Origin of the sequence: Cognatundibacterium squillarum (assembly GCF_014652435.1) — a bacterium.
Classification (GTDB): domain Bacteria; phylum Pseudomonadota; class Gammaproteobacteria; order Burkholderiales; family Burkholderiaceae_D; genus Undibacterium; species Undibacterium squillarum.
In genome coordinates this window covers 83,647-103,041 of record NZ_BMYU01000006.1, presented here as the reverse complement: position 1 = coordinate 103,041, position 19,395 = coordinate 83,647, and the positions used below count along the sequence as shown (strand labels likewise).

Sequence of the window (19,395 nt, the reverse complement as noted above, 5' to 3'; positions counted from 1 at the left end):
GCGGCCACCTGCATTTTGCACGCAGCCGCTATTCAACAGACATTACTGGCAGGCTTCACATTCCTCGAAGCCCGGGTCACCCGGACGCAGATAACATGCGGCACCTTCCTGAATCTCAGGAGCAGCCGAAACCGCAGGTGCAGCGCTGATTGCGGAATTCACTGCATCTACTGACACAGCATTCAGGGCACCTGCTTTGGTTGTCGATTTTTCGAGGTGAGTTGCTGCAATCGTGCGCAGGTAATAAGTCGTTTTCAGACCGCGCAACCAGGCCAGCTTGTATGTCTCATCCAGTTTTTTACCGGAAACACCTGCCATATAGATATTCAGCGACTGTGCCTGATCAATCCATTTCTGACGACGTGCCGCCGCTTCTACCAGCCAGCTCGGATCCACTTCAAATGCCGTCGCATACAGATCACGTAAATCCTGCGGAACGCGGTCGATACGTGCAAGGCTGCCGTCAAAGTATTTGAGATCAGCAACCATGACTTCATCCCATAAACCACGGTCTTTCAGATCGCGCACCAGGTATTCGTTAATCTCAGTGAATTCGCCAGACAGATTCGACTTCACATACAGGTTCTGATACGTTGGTTCGATACAGGCGGACACACCGATAATGTTCGAGATTGTCGCTGTAGGAGCAATCGCAACGCAGTTCGAGTTGCGCATGCCATGCTGACGGATACGATCACGGACTACACTCCAGTCCATGGATTCAGAAAAATCCGTTTCCAGATAGCCGCCGCGTTCTTCTGCCAGCAACTTCAGTGAGTCCTGCGGTAAAATGCCCTGATCCCACAGAGAACCTTTATACGTACTGTAAGTACCACGCTCTTCGGCCAGCTCTGTCGATGCCAAGTAAGCGTAATAGCAAACTGCTTCCATCGACGTATCAGCAAATTTCACTGCTTCTTCGGATGCATATGGCACGCGCATCATGTGGAGACAATCCTGGAATCCCATGATACCCATACCAACCGGACGATGACGGAGATTAGAATGGCGCGCTTTTTCTACAGCATAGTAGTTAATATCGATCACGTTATCCAGCATACGCATTGCGGTGCGGATCGTTTTCTGTAATTTGTCGTGATCCAGCTTGCCGTTTTTCATATGCGCAGTCAGATTCACAGAACCCAGATTACATACGGCGATTTCGCTTTCATTGGTATTCAGTGTGATCTCAGTGCACAGGTTTGACGAGTGCACCACGCCAACATGGCGCTGCGGAGAACGGACATTGCACGGATCTTTGAAGGTAATCCACGGATGACCAGTTTCAAACAGCATGGAAAGCATTTTCCGCCACAGATCCATTGCCGGCACTTTTTTCGACAGTTCGATTTCACCACTGGCCGCTTTCGCCTCATAAGCCAGATAAGCCTGTTCAAAATCCTTACCAAACTTATCGTGCAGATCCGGCACATCAGACGGCGAGAACAGTGTCCAGTCACCTTTTTCCATCACGCGCTTCATGAACAGATCAGGAATCCAGTTCGCTGTATTCATGTCATGGGTACGGCGACGATCATCACCGGTGTTTTTACGCAGTTCCAGGAACTCTTCAATGTCCATGTGCCATGTCTCGAGATACGCGCAGACAGCACCTTTACGCTTACCACCCTGATTCACAGCCACGGCTGTGTCGTTCACAACTTTCAGGAAAGGCACAACACCCTGAGACTTACCATTTGTCCCTTTAATATGCGCGCCCAGCGCACGAACCGGCGTCCAGTCGTTACCCAGACCACCGGCAAATTTTGCCAGCAGCGCGTTTTCTTTCAGTGCATCGTAAATACCGGCCAGATCATCTGACACGGTAGTCAGGTAGCAGGAAGACAGCTGAGAACGACGTGTGCCAGAGTTAAACAGCGTCGGCGTTGAACTCATGAAATCGAAGCTGGACAGCAGATTATAGAACTCGATCGCACGCTCATTACGCTGTTTTTCTTCCAGCGCCAGACCCATCGCCACGCGCATATAAAATGCCTGAGGCATTTCGATACGGGTACCGCGGATGTGCAGGAAGTAGCGGTCATACAACGTTTGCAGGCCAATGTAGCTGAATTGCAGATCACGTTCAGACACCAGTGCGCGTGCCAGACGATCCAGATCAAACTCAGCCAGACGCGGGTCCAGCAATTCCGCATCAATCCCTTTGCTGATGAATTGCGGGAAGTAAGTGATGTACTCTGCAGTTGCATCAGCCTGAGCAACTTCTTTACCGAATACTTCTTTACGAACTGTATGCAGTAACAGACGGGAAGTTACCTGACTGTAGGCAGGATCTTTCTCCATCAGTGCACGTGCCGCCAGAATGGCAGACTTATGCAGTTCTTCGACCGGCACACCGTCGTACAGATTTTTCAGGGTTTCAGTCAGGATAGCTTCAGCATCTGCGAATTTTTCCAGACCGACACAAGCCGCCTGAATCAGTGCACGTACTTTTTCAATATCCAGCTGAACACGCTCACCATCAACCACTAAATGAATGGTCGGCAGCTCTGCCTGTGCTGCACGCTGAGCTTCCAGCGCACGCTGACGTTCTTCCTGGTGTTTAGCACGATACAAAACGTAGGCACGCGCAACATCATGCTCACCGGAGCGCATCAGTGCCAGTTCAACCTGATCCTGAATATCTTCAATATGGAATGTGCCACCGGCAGGCTGACGGCGGATCAGTGCGGTAACGACCGTTGCGGTCAGATTTTCCACCAGCTCACGCACACGTGCCGATGCAGCGCCCTGCCCGCCGTTTACAGCGAGAAATGCCTTGGTCATCGCGACAGAAATTTTTCCCGGTTCAAAACCAACCACTGCACCATTACGGCGAATTACCAGAAACTGGCTGTAATCGGTACTGGTCACCGATGGTGTTCCCAGCGATCCCGGCACTGCGTTCAGGTCGGATGATGGGTATGTGGTCGTTTCAATAGAAGAGTGCATTGAGCCTCCTGAATTCATCAGATTCGAATGGATTTCAGCCGGAAAACCGGACTGAAGGGTTAATTGATCAACGCTTAGGTACTACAGACTGCAAAACGCGGCCCGAAAGCCGCGAAAATTCCTGATATTTAAAACAGAAAACGCCTGAAAGACTGATTTGCGAGAATAGACAACTTGCAACTACGAAACACTATATGTAGTGCAGAAAATTTGAATGACGCTAATTCTAGTGTTACGAAGCGATGTGTGCAACCGCTTCAGGCACCGGAAATCAGGTATATTTTTTTTACCGGAGGAATTGACTTTAGCAAGCCGTCAAAAAAGGAGCGCTTACGCGATAGTAAGTACCAACAATACACCCGGCATGTGAAAAGGGTTGTTTAACGCTGTCGCAAAACTGTGTGCGACCGATAGCAAAAGCTAGCCGGCAGCAAGGAACAGACCTCAAACATCGTTGATTTTCAGCTTCTGAATCTGATACCGCAGTTGCCTGAAACTGACGCCCAGCAGCTCAGCAGCCTGCGTGCGGTTATTGCGTGTTCGTGCCAGTGCTCGACGGATCATTTCCCGTTCAACATCTTCGAGAAATTGCGGCAAGTCACAAGGTAAAGGCGGAAAACTGAATGCGGCAGCCTCGGGCTCCGGTGCATGAAAAGCAGGAATTGCATTCAGCAGTGCAGCATTCACAGGTGTCGGAACCGTTGCCTGGATAACCGGCACAACCGGCGCTACCACATCGGTGACCGCTGCGACCTGCGTCTGCTCCGAAGGCACACGACCACCACGTAACATCAGATCATCGACCTGAATGACGCCCTGATCAGCAAATGCCACAGCGCGCTCCAGGATATTTTCCAGTTCACGCACGTTGCCCGGAAAATCATAATTCTGCAAAGCCTGCATCGCTGACGCAGATAACTGCACGGCATGATCTGTCAGTTTTCCGAGTAAGCCGGCAGACAGTTCCGGAATATCTTCGCGGCGCTCGCGCAATGGTGGCAAATGCAGCTCGATCACATTTAAGCGATAAAACAAATCCTGACGAAAACGCCCTTCTTCCACGCAGCGCGCCAGATTCTGATGGGTCGCACTGATAATCCGGACATCTACAGATTCCTCAGTCGTAGCCCCGATTTTCCTGACGCGGCGCTCCTGAATTGCACGCAGCAGTTTGACCTGCATTGCCAGCGGCAAGTCCGCAACTTCATCCAGCATCAGTGTGCCGCCGTTTGCTGCCTGAAAAAAACCGTCACGATCTTCTGTCGCACCGGTGAATGCGCCTTTGCGGTATCCGAAAAATTCTGCTTCCATCAGAGTTTCGGGAATTGCACCGCAGTTGACGGCAACGAACGGTTGCTGTGCTCGTGCACTGCAATGATGGATCTCGCGCGCTGCAAGTTCTTTACCGCTACCCGATTCACCTGTAATGATCACTGGTGCCATGCTGCGCGCAAGCTTACGAATTTGCGCTCTTACCTGCTGAATACCGGAAGAGCTGCCTATCATGGCAGTCACATGACTGGCGGTTACCGCTTCTGCCGCAGCTGTTGCGGACTGTAACGGCAATGATTGCATTTCTAAAGCAGAACGTACCAGCTTACGCAAATGATCGAGTGCAACCGGCTTGGATACGTAATCAAAAGCCCCCGCCTTCAGTGCCACCACGGCATTATCAGCACTGCCGAAAGCCGTAATCACCGCAACCGGCGTGTTCTTATAGTGCTGCGCAATGTCTTCAACCAGCTCCAGGCCTGAACCATCCGGCAAGCGCATATCGGTCAGAACCAGCGAATAGCTTTGCTTTTGCAAATATTGCCGGGCGATGCCGAGCGATTCTGCACTGTCAACGTCCAGCCCCATCTTGATCAGCGTAATTTCCAGCAATTCGCGCAGATGTGCTTCATCGTCAACCACCAGAATACGGGGGCACGCAGTCGCCATGTTTCAGATTCCTGTTTCAGAAAAATTAATCACAAATCTTCCGGTCGCTTCTGTCTGATCTCCGTTACCGCTTTCAACGCGATATTCGTAATCAAGCAGCGACCGGTTATTCAGACATAACTCACGGGCCATATACAAGCCGAGGCCTGTTCCCTGACGCGAGGTTGTATAAAACGGTTCAAACAAATGGGCTCGCACTTCGTAACTGATTGGCGCGCCGTCGTCCTGAATATGCAGTTCCTGCTTGCCGGACGGGTTCACCACTGCATACAGACGAATACTGCCGGGCTTACCGCTCGCATAGCGCACAGCATTTGACAGCAAATTCGTCAGTACTTCGAATAAGTGACCGGGATCAAAGCTGACATGAAAGCTGACAGAGTCATCCACCAAGATGCGCGCTGCTTCGATCTGACGGGTCTCGCAAAAATCCTGCACACATTCATGCACTACCTGAAATACAGGATAGGGCTGAATATCGGTTTTGGCTTTACGCGACAACCGCAGGATATCTTCAATCAGCTGATTCAGCCGGCCGACATTATCATCAATAATCCGCAATAAGCGTCTTGCCTGCGGATGAGCGGAGTCCGGCTGATCAAAATCTTCGCTGAGCAGAGAGGCGGCGTAAGAAATCGAAGACAGAGGATTTCTGACCTCGTGCGCAATACTGGCAGTCAGTCGTCCCATTGAGGCGAGTTTTAATTGCTGCGCCTGATTTTCAATATCCGATACATCCTGCAGAAATAAAATCGTGTAATGCGCTGACGGTGCGGACAAGTGCAGAATATCCGCGGCATCAACGCGAATCACGCGCAGTTTCAGATGATGAATGAAGTGCGGTCTTTCGCCTTTTGGCTCACCGGGTATGCGACGCAACTCTTCGGCATAAGACGGGATAGACACAAAGCTGACATCATCATCCGGCACACGACTGCGTTTTTCGCGCTGGCGCTCCACCAGATCGCTGAGCACTTCGGTCAGCGGTCGCAATGCAACAATATTCGCCAGCTTAATTCCCGCCATGTCTTTGGTCAGATGACCGCCCAGCATTTTTTCTGCTGCCGGATTCATTTCAAACACGCGACCGGAATGATCCAGCACAAGAATTCCGGCGTCCATGTCGGCAATCACCAGACGGTTAATCGCCTGCTGCATTGCCAGTTCGTTACCGCGCTGCTCGGCCAGTTGCTCCTGACTGATCAGGTTGCTGGCAAGGCGACTGACAACCCAGGCGACGGCAAAATAGCTCGCGCCGAATATGCCCGCCTGCGAAATCAGCGTTCCGTCATTCCATTCCCATGACCGCAAAACAGCATCCGACAGCAGGAACAAGGTCACCAGCGCGCAATAGAAAAGAGACAGTACCAGCGGGGCAAGAATAGCCAGTCCGGCCAGCGGGAACAAAAACAAAATACTCAGCCCGCCGCGACCACCGCCAGACCCCACATACAAGGTCGCGATCACACATAAGTCCACCAGCACCTGCGACAATAACTGCGCAATAAAATGACGCTGATGAAAGAACTTCAGTAAGGCGTAGCCGATACTGATGATCAGATAAACAATGCAGATATTGCGCGCGGCCAGATGCGTCAGCAGCCAGACTTCACGTGTACTGCGCAGATTCAGCAACAGCAAAAGACAGGCGGCGACAATAATCCGCGAGATATTGAAGGTTTGCAGCGAGCGCCAGAAGGATGGCGTCGGATTGCCAAAGCCCGCCAGCGGGCTGATCTGAAACAGGTTCATACCGGATCGCTGCCGGCGTGTTCCTGGCTGCAATAGGTTTTACCGTTTTTCACAACAGCTTCAGACTCAGGAAAATACACCTGACAAGTTGCACACTGCACCATGTTTTCTGCGGCTGCAGCCGGTGCAGCCTGTGGTGTGCGGGCCGCCTGCGCTTCATATTCCGCTTGTGCTGCACGCATTTTTTGCGCTGCTTTTTTACGCAATGCGGCGTAGATCAGTACGATCAGCGCCAGCCAGAATAAAACACGCATTATCCTGCGCTCCTGTGCAAAATCACTTCCAGTACAAAATGGCTGCCGACATACGCCAGCAACAGAAAGATAAAGCCGGACAAGGTAAAGGTCAGCACCTTCTTACCGCGCCAGCCCTGCCAGTGACGTCCGGCCAGCAATACGCCGAACAATAACCAGGAAAACAAGGACAACACGACTTTATGATTCCAGCGGAATACCACACCGAGCACCTGCTCAGAAAACAGAACGCCGGACAATACCGTCAGACTCAGCAATACAAAACCGACGCTAAGCAAGCGGAACAAGACTTTTTCCATCGTCATCAGTGCCGGTAACTGATCCAGCAGATGCGCCATCCACGGTTTCAGGCTGCGCGCACGCAGGCGGTGCAAATGCTTATCCTGCATCAGCATAATGGCGGCATGGAAAGCCGCAATCGTCAGCGTGCTGTAGGCCATCAGCGCAACCGCCACATGCCACGGAAACATCACCGGCTTACCTGCAAGCGCAACCAGATTGCCCGGAAAAACGCCACCGGTGATGGCCGCCAGTGCCGCAGGTGGCAACAGTAAATATTTGATCCCGCCGAAATGAAAACCGCGGTTTTCCCAGCTGTATGCGGTGACTGTCATCCATAATGCAGCCGATAACATAACCGAGAAGCCGACGCGCAGCATATCGCCCGCGAATACGTGGCTCCATAAAGAAATACCGTGCAGTACCCAGCCGGCACCGGCGATCCAGCCCGAGAGTGAAGCACGCTGAAAAGGCAGCGCGGCTGCAATCAGATACAGTGCGGCAGCAAGAAAGGAAAGATAAATTAGCATCGGTTTAGTTTACACCATCTGCCCCGGCTTTTTTTGATTTCTGCCAAGGCCTTTCCCTGACCGCCCTATCCGCCGTTTTCTGACAAGCCCCCGCCCGCGCGCAATCAGCGTCTTTTCCAGCAACACAGAATCTTTGCTGGTTTTCACATATTTCCGGAACTTTTCTGTCATGCGCAGATACTAAGACACTCAGCCGGGCTGCCAGCCGGAGTGCAGCGGCCTGTCCTATCCATCAATTTTCTGACCAGAACGATAATGAAAAAGACTTTTCTGACACTCGCTGTGCTGAGCACAGTGTCCGCTGTACAGGCGGACGAGGGGATGTGGATGCCGCAGCAACTGCCACAGGTTGCGAAGCAACTCAAAGCTGCCGGCCTGAAACTGGATCCGAAAGCACTGACCAATCTGACTGAATTCCCGATGGGCGCAATCGTCAGTCTGGGCGGCTGCTCTGCATCGTTTGTATCCCCTGAAGGCCTGGTCGCGACCAACCATCACTGCGTATACAACAGCGTTGCTTACAACTCCAAACCTGGCCGTGACTATCTGGCTGACGGTTTCCTGGCGAAAACGCTGGGCGATGAAATCCCTGCTGCGCCGGGTTCCCGCGTGTTCGTGACGAAAGAAGTCCGCAATGTGACTCAGCAAGTGATCGACAAAGCGACTGCTGCGCTGGAAGGTAAAAAGCGCGTTGACGCGATCGAGAAAAACGTGAAAGCGATTGTGGCTGCCTGCGAAAAAGAAGAAGGTCATCGCTGCAACGTGTATCCGTACTACGGCGGTCTGGAATACTACCTGATCAAACAAATGGAAATCCGCGACGTGCGTCTGGTGTATGCTCCGCCAGCCGGCGTGGGTAAATTCGGTGGCGATACCGATAACTGGATGTGGCCACGTCACACCGGTGACTTCGGTTTCTACCGTGCTTACGTCAGCAAAGATGGTAAAGCCGCTGACTTCAGCAAAGACAATGTCCCTTACGTACCGAAACATCACCTGAAACTGGCGAAAGACGGTCTGAAAGAAGGCGATTTCGTGATGGTACTGGGCTATCCTGGCCGTACTAACCGTCACCGTCTGCCATCCGAAGTGGACTTCACATTCAGCTGGGATTATCCGAATTTCGTGAAATCTTCCGGCGAACGTCTGGCGATTATCGGCGAACAAACCAAAACTGATGATGCAGCACGCCTGAAATACGCAGGCATGGTTGCCGGCATCAACAACTACTACAAAAACCGTCAGGGTATGCTGGACAGCTATGCGAACAGCGATTTCCTGGCTCGCAAAACCAAAGAACACGCAGAGCTGAAAGCCTGGGTCAACAGCAATCCTGCCCGTGCTAAAGAGTACGCAGCGGACCTGGCGACAGTGGAAAAACTGATCGCTGAACGTCAGGAAAAAGCAAAACGTGACGTCAACGTTGATGGCATTTTCCCGCGTCTGCTGGGCACAGCACGTACGCTGTACCGTCTGGCCAATGAGCGCACCAAACCGGATGCAGAGCGTAAAGCCGGCTTCCAGGAACGTGATCTGCCGCGTTTTGCTGCAGGCGTTAAATCGGTGGAAGGTACTTACGCTGAAAACGTCGATAAAGCACTGGTGATGCACAGCCTGAAAAAATATGCAGCGCAGCCGGCATCTGAGCACTACGCCGATGTAGATGCAGCACTGGGTATCCGCGCCGGTATGTCCGACGCTGAGCTGAGCGCAGCCGTTGATAAACTGTATGCAGGCAGCAAACTGGGTAACACCGAAGCGCGTACAGCATGGCTGAAAGCCAAACCGGAAGACTTCAAAAACAGCGACGACAGCTTCATCAAAGCCGCTGTGGCGATGTACGAAGGCAGCCTGAAGCGTGAAGCCGAAGCGGAAGAAGAAGCCGGCAAAATGCAGCAGGCTTACGCGAACTACATGAAAGCAAAAATCGCTTTCATGACCAGCAAAGGCTTGCCGGTATATCCGGATGCAAACAGCACCCTGCGCGTGACCTTCGGTAAAGTGGCTGGCCGCGACCACGGCACAGCAGATGGTCTGGCATGGGCACCGTTCACCACCGTGAATGGCGTGGTTGCCAAAGCAACCGGTCAGGGCGAGTTCAATGCACCGAAAGCACAGCTGGATGCAATCAAAGCCAAAGACTTCGGTAACTTCGTTGATCCTAAGCTGAAAACCGTTCCGCTGGCGTATCTGGCAACACTGGATATCACCGGTGGTAACTCCGGTTCCGCAGCGCTGAATGCAAAAGGCGAACTGATTGGTCTGGCATTCGACGGCACACTGGATTCCATCATTTCTGACTGGGATTTCAATGCAGCGAATACCCGTTCTATCCAGGTGGATCTGCGCTACATGCTGTGGCAAATGAAACATGTTGACAAAGCTGACCGTCTGCTGAAAGAAATGGGCGCACAGTAATTGTGTCCCTGATACCCCGGCGGCACTGCCGCTGCGGGTAACAACAAAACGCCCCCGGTGCTTGCCGGGGGCGTTTTGTTTTGGTCAGCAGCATGCGGTGTCTGCATACCGTTTTACGGATACTCATGCGGAGGCTGGTGCACTGCTTAGTGCGAACCTGAAGCGGACCTGAATGCGGAAGTTTTTGCAACGTCAACGTTGGAGCAAAGCTCACCGGAAATACTTTGGATTGTGCAGAAGTCCGCATTTCACTTTTCCGGAGAGCCGGACTTTCTGCCGACGACCGCCAGATCGCTGTGCAGAACTCCGCAAATGAGCAGAAAATCGTGCTCCGGGAGCCGCTACTACAGCTCAGGTAGTTCCGGCGGCTGACAGGCATGACCGTACGATCAGCGTGATTACCGGATCAGGATTCCGCCGCCATTAACTGATACTTGCGCAATTTGTCGTACAGGGTTTTGCGCGGCACCCCCAGTGTCTGCGCCGCAGCCGCCACCTGCCCCTGATGCGCTTTCAGCGCGGCGGCAATCAGATCCGCTTCAAACTGCTCTACTTTGCGCGGCAGACTGAAGCTGTGATCGGCGATTTCCGGTTCAGTCTGCGCCGCCGTTGCATCATCCTGCGTCATGGATAAAGTCAGCTGATGCGCAAAGTTTTTCAGCTCACGCACATTGCCCGGCCATTCGCGCAACTGCCATTGCTGCATTTGCTGCGGACTCCATGCAGGAACCGGCAAACCGAAACGCTGCGCTGCCTGCGCAGTGAAGTGTTGCAGCAGCAATGGAATATCATCACGGCGATCCTGCAGTGCCGGTAATAGCAGTTGCACCACGGCCAGCCGGAAATACAAATCTTCACGGAATTGCTGACGCTGCGATAAGGCCAGCAAATCGGTCTTGGTGGCAGCCACCACGCGCAAATCCAGCGGTATCAGCTGATTGCCGCCCAGCCTTTCAATCTGCCTTTCCTGCAATGCGCGCAACAGCTTCACTTGCAAGGCCAGCGGCATACTTTCGATTTCATCCAGAAACAAAGTACCGCCGGAAGCATGCTCCAGCTTACCGATACGGCGCTTCCCCGCGCCGGTGAAAGCGCCCGCTTCGTGACCGAACATTTCGCTTTCGAACACGGTTTCCGGCAATGCACCGCAGTTCACCGCGACAAACGGCCCCGCCCTGCCACTGGCATCATGCAAATGGCGCGCGACGACTTCCTTACCGGTGCCGGTTGCACCGTGGATCAGCACATCCACCGGCACGGGGCCGATATGGCGTATGCGTTCTTTCAGTTTCAGCATCGGTGCGCTGTCACCGATCAGTTGCGGTGTATCCGGATGCAACGCCAGCGTCTGGCGCAGGCGGCGGTTATCCAGTACCAGCCGCCGTTTCTCCAGCGCGCGCTGACAGGTTTCCAGCAAACGTTCAGCCGCAAACGGCTTTTCCAGAAAATCGTAAGCACCGTCGCGCATCGCCTGCACCGCCATACTCACATCGCCATGACCGGTAATCATTATCACCGGTAAATCCGGATCGCTGCGCGTCAGTTGCGCCAGCAGCGTCAGTCCGGACATACCGGGTAAACGCACATCGGTAATCACCATGGCCGCTTCACCCGCCTGAATGGCCGGTAAAGCCAGCTCTGCGGATTCATAAGCCGCCACGCGAAAATCCGCCAGCTCCAGTGTTTGTGTCATCGCCAGCCGGATACTGAAATCATCTTCAATCAGAATCACCGTCTGCGCACGTAAGAAATCTGCCATGCGTTTTACTCCGCAGCCTGAACAGCGTTTGTCTGTTCTGCCAGTGGCAGGCGCAGGCAGAAGCAAGCGCCGTTACCGGTATTGGCAGCACTGAGATTGCCATCCATGGCTTGTGCAATCGATAAAGAAATCGCCAGCCCCAGTCCCAGCCCTTTACCGCTGGGTTTGGTGGTGAAGAAAGGTTCGAACAAATGCGGCAAAACCGTTGCAGCGATACCGGGGCCGGTGTCGCGCACCAGTATCTGCACTGCATCAGCACTGAGTTCCGTCTGCACTGACAGGCAGCGCAGGCTCTGCCCTTCCATCGCATCTGCCGCATTGCGCAGCAGATTGATCAGGATTTGTTCTATCCTTACAGGATCAGCACGCACCTGCGGTGCGCCCTGCAAGTCCAGTTGCAAACGAATATCCTGCTGCTCCAGATCATTCCCAATCAGCGATACCGCTGCCTGTATGCAATGGTTAAGATCGGTCAGTTGCAGATGGTCTCCGCTTTTTCGCGCAAAACCTTTTAACTGGGAAATGATGTTTCCCATACGCTGTACTGCATCGCCGATATGGTGCAGATTCATCGCTGCCGTATCATGGTCACCGCGCTGCAGCAGCAAACGGGCATTATCAGCAAATGCACGAATGGCGGTCAGCGGCTGACTCAGTTCATGTGTGATACCAGCCGCCATTTGCCCAAGTAAGGCGAGCTTGGCAGTTTGCACCAGTTCATCCTGCGATGCGCGCAGCATTTGCTCGGTCTGCTGCAGGGTTTGCAAACGCTGTTCCAGCTGAGTATTCGCACCGGTCAGTTCCAGCGTGCGTTGCGCAATCCGGCTTTCCAACTCCTGCGCGGCCTGTTCCAGTGCCAGCGCGGCTTGCCGGCGTTCACGCAAACGCTGGCGACGCTGATCAATCACAGCCGCGCCTGTGGCCAGCAGAATCAGCAGCAAGGTTGTCAGGCCCGCAGCCACCATCGCGGCTTTACGAGCCTCAGCCGGATCCGGAAATAACATCAGTTGCCAGCTTAAACGCCCGATATTGCGACTGACATAATCACCGAAGCCTTCTTTTTCGGTGCGCGGCAAGGTGCTGACCGCCTGCACCGGCTTACCGGCATATTGCAGCGTTGCCTGTAATTCGGTCTGCACATCATTGTCCAGCGCCTGCAGGCTGCGGTACTGCCATGCCGGACGGTTGCCAAGAAAAATCACGCCGTGTTTATCGCTGAGTGCAATCGGTTCAGGATTGCTGCGCCAGGCTTGCTGCATATCGAGCAGACTGACTTTGACCACAATCACGCCCAGCGGCCTGACACCGGCCGGATGCAGCGGATCGGCCATCACGGGACGGGAAATGAAATACCCGGGAATCTGGGTCTTGTTACCGATCGCATAGAAATGCCCGGTTTGTGCGCCGTCACGCATCGCATCGCGGAAATACGGACGGAAACTGAAATTTTGTCCGATGTAGCTTTGCTCGCTGTCCCAGTTGCTGGCGGCCAGCGTTTTGCCCTGCTGATCCATCAGGTAAATCGTGGCAACTCTGGCTTGTTTTTGAATATCAGAAAAGGTTTGATTCAGCTGGTGAATCAGTTCGCTTTGCTCCGGATGCTGCAGTACGGCCGACAGCAAAGGCAGATGGGATAAGGTGTGCGGCAATATTTCGTGGCGCTCCAGCGCTGCATCCAGATCCAGTGCAATTAACTGTAACTGGCGCTCTGCCGCAGCGCGGTTCGCGGTGTTTGCCTGCTGATAAGTGATCAGTGTTACCACGAAAATCAGCGCCATCGCAGCGGCTGTCAGCAAGGCAATCACTGCTGAGCGCGGCATTTTCGTGGACATCACATTCTCCTTAATCGACAGCGGCCATCCTGATTTCATCCGTATGATGACGTTGCTGCTCTTCCATTACCAGTATGCCCAGCTCACGTTTTAACGCAGCAAACTCCGGTGAGCTGGTGTCACGCGGATGAGGCAGTTCTATCAGCATATCGCGCTTCACCGTACCGGGGCGATACGTCATCACCACGATACGATCCGCCAGATACACGGCTTCTTCAATACTGTGCGTCACAAATACAATCGTTTTGCGGGTGCGCGCCCAGATATCCAGCAATTCATCCTGCAGATTACGGCGGGTTAAGGCATCCAGCGCACCGAAAGGTTCATCCATCAGCATCACCGGCGAATCCAGCGCCAGTACGCGCGCAATCGCTACCCGCTGACGCATACCGCCGGACAAATCTTTCGGAAAACGCTGCGCAAAATCCGACAAGCCCAGCATCTTCAGCAAGCCCTGCACACGCTCGCTGATCGCTGCTTTATCCATGCCTTTGATTTCCAAACCAAACGCAATATTCTGCGCCACCGTCATCCACGGAAACAGTGCATATTCCTGAAACACCATGCCGCGGTCCGGCCCCGGTTCACGAATGATTTGCTGATCAGCCGTGATCGTGCCAGAAGTCGGCAGTGAAAAGCCAGCAATCGCATTCAGCAAAGTTGATTTACCACAACCGGAAGGACCAAGCAGACAGACAAACTGGCCACGCGGAATCGTCAGTTGTATATCTTTCAGCGCAATCACTTCTTTGTCAGCTGTCTGAAATACTTTATTAACACCATTCACAACAATATGGGCTTCACTCATTTCAGTTCTCCAGACCACGGTGCCAGCGCAGCAAGTAATTATTGATTTTGTTCATGATCAGATCAATGCTGAGGCCCAGCATACCAATCGTGATCATGCCTGCGATAATTTTGTCAGACCAGAAATATTCACGCGCTTCCAGAATGCGGAAACCCAGACCGTTATTCACGGCAATCATTTCCGACACAATCACCACGATGAAAGCGGTGCCGATACCGATCCGAACACCGGACAAAATATAAGGCACAGCGGCAGGCAGCATCACGCGACGGAAAATCGTCCATTGCGATGCACCCAGATTACGTGCGGCACGAATGTAGATGCTGTCAACATGGCGCACACCGGCAATCGTATTCATCAGCACCGGAAAAAAAGCACCAATCGCGATCAGGAAAATGGCCGGCGGATTACCGAGACCAAACCACAAAATCGATAAAGGAATATAGGCAATCGGCGGAATCGGACGCAATACCTGCATCAGCGGATTCATGAAAGCATACACGCGCTGGTTAGCGCCCATCGCGATGCCCAGCGGCAAAGCCAGACCCGCACCAACGACAAAACCGGCGAGTACGCGATACATACTGCCGATGGTGTCACGGATCAGTTCACCGGATACAGCCCATGCCAGCCAGCTCATGGTGGCGGCATCATAAGCTTCCGTCGGGGAAGCATATTCCAGCCATTTACGCACCACTGCCATGGGTGCAGGTAATACTTGCGGGTTCACCATTTCAGCGCTGGTGACGATGTGCCAGATTGCGATCAGAATCGCCGGCACCACCAGGCCCGCGCCCGCTTCACGCCATTTTATTTTCATACAGTCTCCGTTATTCACCGGCTGCACCGGCAGCTTTTTCAGCCACCGGTGCGTTATACGCCGGATATTTTTATTTGACGTTCAGGGCTTTCTTTGCCTGATCCAGTAAGTCGGTTTTCACCCATTCTTTCGCTACCGGCGGTTTGCTCATTTTGCCGATACCGTATTTCTGCATCAGATCTGTGGTGATCTGAATATGCTCTGCCGTGACATCGTAGCTGTAAGGGGAATTTTCGATCGCATCCGCAAAATCATCATGTGTGATCTGGCCTTTGAACATATTTTCACGCACGTATTTTTCCGCGATTTCCGGCTTATCGATAAACGTACGGGTAGCTTCTACAAAGCAGCGCATGAATTTTTCTGCGACCGGACGGCGTTCTTTGATGAACTTATCTGTCATCACCATCGTACGTACCGGTTCACCAATCGGTGTGTCGTAGGGCTTGATAATTTCTTTACCAAAACCTTTGTTAATCGCTTGTGATGAGTAAGGCTCGGACTGCATGATGGCATCGATATTTTTACCCAGCAGTGCCTGATTCAGATCCGGAAAACCGAGGTAAATAATTTGCACATCTTTACCAGGCTGATCTGAGAAAGTCAGACCGTTTTGTGCCAGTTCTGCAGCCAGCAGAATATCCTGAATACCACCGCGCGTGACGCCGACTTTTTTACCTTTCAGGTCTTTCACAGAACTGATTTTCAGATCAGCACGTCCGACCAGACGCGCACCGCCTTTGGCAAAACCGGCAACCAGCGTGATCGGCGTACCGCTGGCACGCGCTGAAATGGCGGCTTCAGAAGATACCGCACCCACATCCAGCTCACCGGCAATCACTGCCTGCATTGCATCCAGCCCTTTGGCAAATACGCGCTCTTCGACTTTGATGCCGCACTTCGGTGCAATCTCTTTGATGTACGATACCGCGCCGTAATGTGCAAACTTCAGATTGCCCAGACGCACCACTTCTTCGGCCTGAGTAACGCCGGCCATCGCCAGCAAGCCTGCCAGTACCATCGTTTTTTTCAGCATTGCAGATCTCCTTGATTTTTGATTTGTGTCCGCCACGGTGTGACGACTGCAGTGTAGTCGCTTGCACAGAGTGTGCCAGCACGACGGATAAAGATAAGTGCTTGATTTATCGGTACTCACCGGGGTCTGCAGGTATTTTGCTGTGCGGTTTTCCGGAAAAACGCCCGCATCCGGTCTGAAAATCCGCACAAGCGGCTTGTGCGTTCGCGCAAAATCCCCGCAGAGTTAGCCGGATGTGCGACAGCTTCAGGTAAAATGCACAGGTTAACCGTCCGGCACGGATGGCTGCCTGTGAAGAATCCAGTGGCCATGCACGGACTTGCCTGAACTCTGAAAGCCTGAAAACTATGCTTGATAATCTGACCCAACGCCTTGCCAAAGTGGTAAAAACCATGCGCGGCGAGGCTCGCCTGACTGAATCGAACACCGCTGAAATGCTGCGTGAAGTGCGTATGGCATTGCTGGAAGCCGACGTGGCATTGCCTGCAGTGCGCGACCTGATCGCCCGTGTCAAAGAAAAAGCCATGGGTGAAGAAGTCATCGGCTCACTGACGCCGGGCCAGGCGCTGGTCGGCGTGGTGCAAAAGGAAATGGCGCATCTGATGGGTGCCGATCTGGGTCCGGAAGCATCGCAACTGAGTTTTGCCTGTCAGCCACCGGCGATTATTCTGATGGCCGGTTTGCAGGGTGCGGGTAAAACCACCACCGCCGGTAAGCTGGCGAAGTATCTGAAAGAACAGAAAAAGAAAAAAGTACTGACAGTTTCCGCTGACGTGTACCGCCCTGCGGCGATTGCGCAGCTGCAATCCGTGACTGAGCAGGTTGGTGCAGATTTCTTCCCGTCTTCTGCTACTGACAAACCTGTGGATATTGCGCTGGCAGCGCTGGATTACGCGAAAAAACATTATCACGATGTGCTGATCGTCGATACCGCGGGTCGTCTGGGTATTGATGAAGCGATGATGCAGGAAATTGCTGCTATTCACAGTGCACTGAATCCGATTGAAACCCTGTTCGTGGTTGACGCGATGCTGGGTCAGGATGCTGTGAATACCGCCAAAGCATTTAATGATGCATTGCCACTGACCGGCGTGGTGCTGACCAAGCTGGACGGTGATGCACGCGGCGGTGCAGCCCTGTCTGTGCGCCATATCACCGGTAAGCCAGTGAAATTCGTCGGTGTAGCCGAGAAACTGGATGGCCTGGAATCGTTTGATCCGCAGCGTATGGCAAACCGTGTGCTGGGTATGGGTGACATTCTGGCGCTGGTGGAATCTGCTCAGAAAAGCATTGACGTCGAAGCGGCACAAAACCTTGCACACAAAATCAAGGATGGCGGCAAGTTCGACATGAATGACTTCAAAATGCAGATCTCCCAGATGAAAAACATGGGCGGTCTGTCTGGTCTGATGGATAAACTGCCAGCGCAGCTGCAACAAGCTGCCAACGGAGCGAACATGGATGTGGCTGAAAAGCAGATTCGCCGTATGGAAGGTATCATCAATGCAATGACGCCGGCCGAACGCGCCAAACCGGAACTGATCAAAGCGTCGCGCAAACGCCGTATTGCGACCGGTGCCGGTGTGCAGATTCAGGAAGTAAACCGTATGCTGGCGCAATTCGAGCAAATGCAGAGCATGATGAAAAAACTGCGCGGTGGCGGCATGATGAAGATGCTGCGCAGTATGAAGGGCATGATGCCGGGCGGCCGTCGCTGATTTCCGGCACGCCGAGACGATGGAAGAAACCGGCAAAAGCCATGTCTGCATAGACGTTTCCTGCATCAAAAACCCGTGTTTTAGCAGGTTTTCGCGAAAAAAAGCTTGCATCGTGGTTAAATACGCACCACTATTAGCCGTGCGTTAATTTTCACGCTCTAAAAGGGCCGGCAAGTGCAGCCGGCGCCTGTTCAGCAATTCATAAATAGGAGGCCTTTAATGGCAACAGCACCACAAGATCCAAAAGAAAAACCAGGTACAGACGGTAAAGCTGCGCGCAAGCCAAACGCTGCGTTCATGAAACCGATGAACATCTCCAAAGAACTGGCTGCTGTGATCGGTTCTACTCCGGTACCACGTACTGAAGTGACTAAAAAAGTCTGGGAATACATCAAGAAGCACAACCTGCAAGACGCTGCGAACAAACGCAACATCAATGCAGATGACAAGCTGAAAGTTGTTTTCGGCGGCAAAGCACAAGTCAGCATGTTTGAAATGACAAAGCTGATCTCTGCTCACCTGTCCTGATACCGGAACACCGGCAGATGCGCTGTCAGTGTTGGCAGCGCAGATCGCAAAAAGCCCGCATCAGCGGGCTTTTTTCATGGTGATCCGAAACACGGTATCATCAGGATTGCGGTTTGTATTCCCAGTTCTTCCAGTTCGACAACACCGCATTCGGATATTCCGGTTTACCGCGACTGCCGTTATAACGGCCCAGCGCTAAATATAAATCGCCTTTTTCCATATCGATGTACATGCGCAGAATCGAGCAGCCATAACGCAGATTCGCCTGCATCTTAAACAGCTTGGCCGGATCACCGTCACCGATCACACGTGACCAGAACGGCATCACCTGCATATAACCGCGTGCGCCGACAATCGATGTGGCGTATTTGCGGAAACCCGATTCCACCTGCATCAGCCCCATAACCAGCGCCGGTTCCAGTCCGGCACGACGTGACTCGTACCAGATCGTTTCCAGCAATTCGATACGGGTCTGATAATCAGGAATACGGCGCTTTAATCGCGACGACATTTCACCCAGCCAGTTCAGATACTGAATACGGTCTTCGATACGCTCGAACTTTGGCTTAGGCGGGGCTGCATCAGCAATAGCGCGGGCAAGCGCGAGCCTGACCGAATCCGCCATTGCTTCTTCCTTCTGATTGCCTGCCTGAGCAGCGCCGGACAGCAGGAATACGCCTGCTGCAGTCAGCGTCAGCTGCGCAGCAAGCTTTGCTACAGTAGTACGCATCAGTGACATCATACAGACCCGGTTAAGCCAGGGCACAG

Annotated in this window: 14 protein-coding genes; 3 read left to right on the top strand and 11 right to left on the bottom strand. The window is 53.0% G+C overall.

Annotated features, from left to right (window positions below):
• Positions 1-42 precede the first annotated feature (42 nt).
• The 5 genes from IE092_RS12745 to IE092_RS12725 all read right to left on the bottom strand — a co-directional run bounded on the left by IE092_RS12745 (position 43) and on the right by IE092_RS12725 (position 7,708).
• Positions 43-2,952 (bottom strand): ribonucleoside-diphosphate reductase subunit alpha, encoded by a 2,910-nt coding sequence (locus IE092_RS12745; RefSeq protein ID WP_189357575.1) that lies wholly within the window; start codon positions 2,950-2,952, stop codon positions 43-45.
• A gap of 444 nt (positions 2,953-3,396) precedes the next feature.
• Positions 3,397-4,893 carry a sigma-54-dependent transcriptional regulator gene (locus tag IE092_RS12740; RefSeq protein ID WP_189357574.1) on the bottom strand — a complete coding sequence of 499 codons (1,497 nt, stop codon included), beginning with the start codon at positions 4,891-4,893 and terminating at the stop codon, positions 3,397-3,399.
• 3 nt (positions 4,894-4,896) lie between these two features.
• A complete protein-coding gene (locus IE092_RS12735) occupies positions 4,897-6,645 on the bottom strand; it encodes a sensor histidine kinase (protein WP_189357573.1) in 1,749 nt (582 codons plus the stop codon).
• A complete protein-coding gene (locus IE092_RS12730; RefSeq protein ID WP_229793162.1) occupies positions 6,642-6,899 on the bottom strand; it encodes a PP0621 family protein in 258 nt (85 codons plus the stop codon). The genes IE092_RS12735 and IE092_RS12730 overlap by 4 nt, the downstream gene beginning before the upstream one ends.
• The gene (locus tag IE092_RS12725) at positions 6,899-7,708 is read right to left on the bottom strand and encodes a cytochrome C assembly family protein (RefSeq protein WP_189357572.1); all 810 of its coding nucleotides are present in this window, start codon (positions 7,706-7,708) and stop codon (positions 6,899-6,901) included. The genes IE092_RS12730 and IE092_RS12725 overlap by 1 nt, the downstream gene beginning before the upstream one ends.
• A 255-nt stretch (positions 7,709-7,963) precedes the next feature.
• Here IE092_RS12725 and IE092_RS12720 point away from each other — a divergent pair, with 255 nt between their 5' ends.
• Positions 7,964-10,126: a S46 family peptidase gene (locus IE092_RS12720; RefSeq protein WP_189357571.1), complete on the top strand. Its 2,163-nt coding sequence runs from the start codon at positions 7,964-7,966 to the stop codon at positions 10,124-10,126.
• A 406-nt stretch (positions 10,127-10,532) separates the two neighbouring features.
• On the opposite strand, the gene IE092_RS12715 is transcribed toward IE092_RS12720, so the two are convergent.
• The 5 genes from IE092_RS12715 to IE092_RS12695 form a co-directional block, all read right to left on the bottom strand.
• Positions 10,533-11,885: a sigma-54-dependent transcriptional regulator gene (locus IE092_RS12715; RefSeq protein ID WP_189357570.1), complete on the bottom strand. Its 1,353-nt coding sequence runs from the start codon at positions 11,883-11,885 to the stop codon at positions 10,533-10,535.
• A gap of 5 nt (positions 11,886-11,890) precedes the next feature.
• Complete coding sequence (locus tag IE092_RS12710) at positions 11,891-13,717, bottom strand: sensor histidine kinase (RefSeq protein WP_189357569.1); 1,827 nt, start codon at positions 13,715-13,717, stop codon at positions 11,891-11,893.
• 10 nt (positions 13,718-13,727) lie between these two features.
• Positions 13,728-14,525 (bottom strand): ABC transporter ATP-binding protein, encoded by a 798-nt coding sequence (locus IE092_RS12705; protein ID WP_189357568.1) that lies wholly within the window; start codon positions 14,523-14,525, stop codon positions 13,728-13,730.
• 1 nt (position 14,526) lies between these two features.
• Positions 14,527-15,345, bottom strand: a complete 819-nt coding sequence (locus IE092_RS12700; RefSeq protein WP_189357567.1) for an ABC transporter permease — start codon at positions 15,343-15,345, stop codon at positions 14,527-14,529.
• Positions 15,346-15,415: 70 nt separating this feature from the next.
• Positions 15,416-16,381 carry an ABC transporter substrate-binding protein gene (locus tag IE092_RS12695; protein WP_189357566.1) on the bottom strand — a complete coding sequence of 322 codons (966 nt, stop codon included), beginning with the start codon at positions 16,379-16,381 and terminating at the stop codon, positions 15,416-15,418.
• Positions 16,382-16,728: 347 nt separating this feature from the next.
• Here IE092_RS12695 and ffh point away from each other — a divergent pair, with 347 nt between their 5' ends.
• On the top strand, positions 16,729-18,099 hold the full coding sequence (gene ffh / locus IE092_RS12690) for a signal recognition particle protein (protein ID WP_189357565.1): 1,371 nt from the start codon (positions 16,729-16,731) through the stop codon (positions 18,097-18,099).
• 219 nt (positions 18,100-18,318) lie between these two features.
• Positions 18,319-18,627 (top strand): SWIB/MDM2 domain-containing protein, encoded by a 309-nt coding sequence (locus tag IE092_RS12685; protein ID WP_189357564.1) that lies wholly within the window; start codon positions 18,319-18,321, stop codon positions 18,625-18,627.
• Between the two features lie 100 nt (positions 18,628-18,727).
• On the opposite strand, the gene IE092_RS12680 is transcribed toward IE092_RS12685, so the two are convergent.
• Positions 18,728-19,357, bottom strand: a complete 630-nt coding sequence (locus IE092_RS12680) for a lytic transglycosylase domain-containing protein (protein ID WP_189357563.1) — start codon at positions 19,355-19,357, stop codon at positions 18,728-18,730.
• Positions 19,358-19,395 lie beyond the last annotated feature (38 nt).

Coding starts and splice junctions, on each gene's coding strand:
- IE092_RS12700 (WP_189357567.1), bottom strand. CDS start 15,345: ATGAAAATAAAATGGCGTGAAGCGGGCGCGGGCCTGGTGGTGCCGGCG.
- IE092_RS12730 (WP_229793162.1), bottom strand. CDS start 6,899: ATGCGTGTTTTATTCTGGCTGGCGCTGATCGTACTGATCTACGCCGCA.
- IE092_RS12705 (WP_189357568.1), bottom strand. CDS start 14,525: ATGAGTGAAGCCCATATTGTTGTGAATGGTGTTAATAAAGTATTTCAG.
- IE092_RS12695 (WP_189357566.1), bottom strand. CDS start 16,381: ATGCTGAAAAAAACGATGGTACTGGCAGGCTTGCTGGCGATGGCCGGC.
- IE092_RS12720 (WP_189357571.1), top strand. CDS start 7,964: ATGAAAAAGACTTTTCTGACACTCGCTGTGCTGAGCACAGTGTCCGCT.
- IE092_RS12715 (WP_189357570.1), bottom strand. CDS start 11,885: ATGGCAGATTTCTTACGTGCGCAGACGGTGATTCTGATTGAAGATGAT.
- IE092_RS12740 (WP_189357574.1), bottom strand. CDS start 4,893: ATGGCGACTGCGTGCCCCCGTATTCTGGTGGTTGACGATGAAGCACAT.
- IE092_RS12725 (WP_189357572.1), bottom strand. CDS start 7,708: ATGCTAATTTATCTTTCCTTTCTTGCTGCCGCACTGTATCTGATTGCA.
- ffh (WP_189357565.1), top strand. CDS start 16,729: ATGCTTGATAATCTGACCCAACGCCTTGCCAAAGTGGTAAAAACCATG.
- IE092_RS12745 (WP_189357575.1), bottom strand. CDS start 2,952: ATGCACTCTTCTATTGAAACGACCACATACCCATCATCCGACCTGAAC.
- IE092_RS12685 (WP_189357564.1), top strand. CDS start 18,319: ATGGCAACAGCACCACAAGATCCAAAAGAAAAACCAGGTACAGACGGT.
- IE092_RS12710 (WP_189357569.1), bottom strand. CDS start 13,717: ATGTCCACGAAAATGCCGCGCTCAGCAGTGATTGCCTTGCTGACAGCC.
- IE092_RS12680 (WP_189357563.1), bottom strand. CDS start 19,357: ATGCGTACTACTGTAGCAAAGCTTGCTGCGCAGCTGACGCTGACTGCA.
- IE092_RS12735 (WP_189357573.1), bottom strand. CDS start 6,645: ATGAACCTGTTTCAGATCAGCCCGCTGGCGGGCTTTGGCAATCCGACG.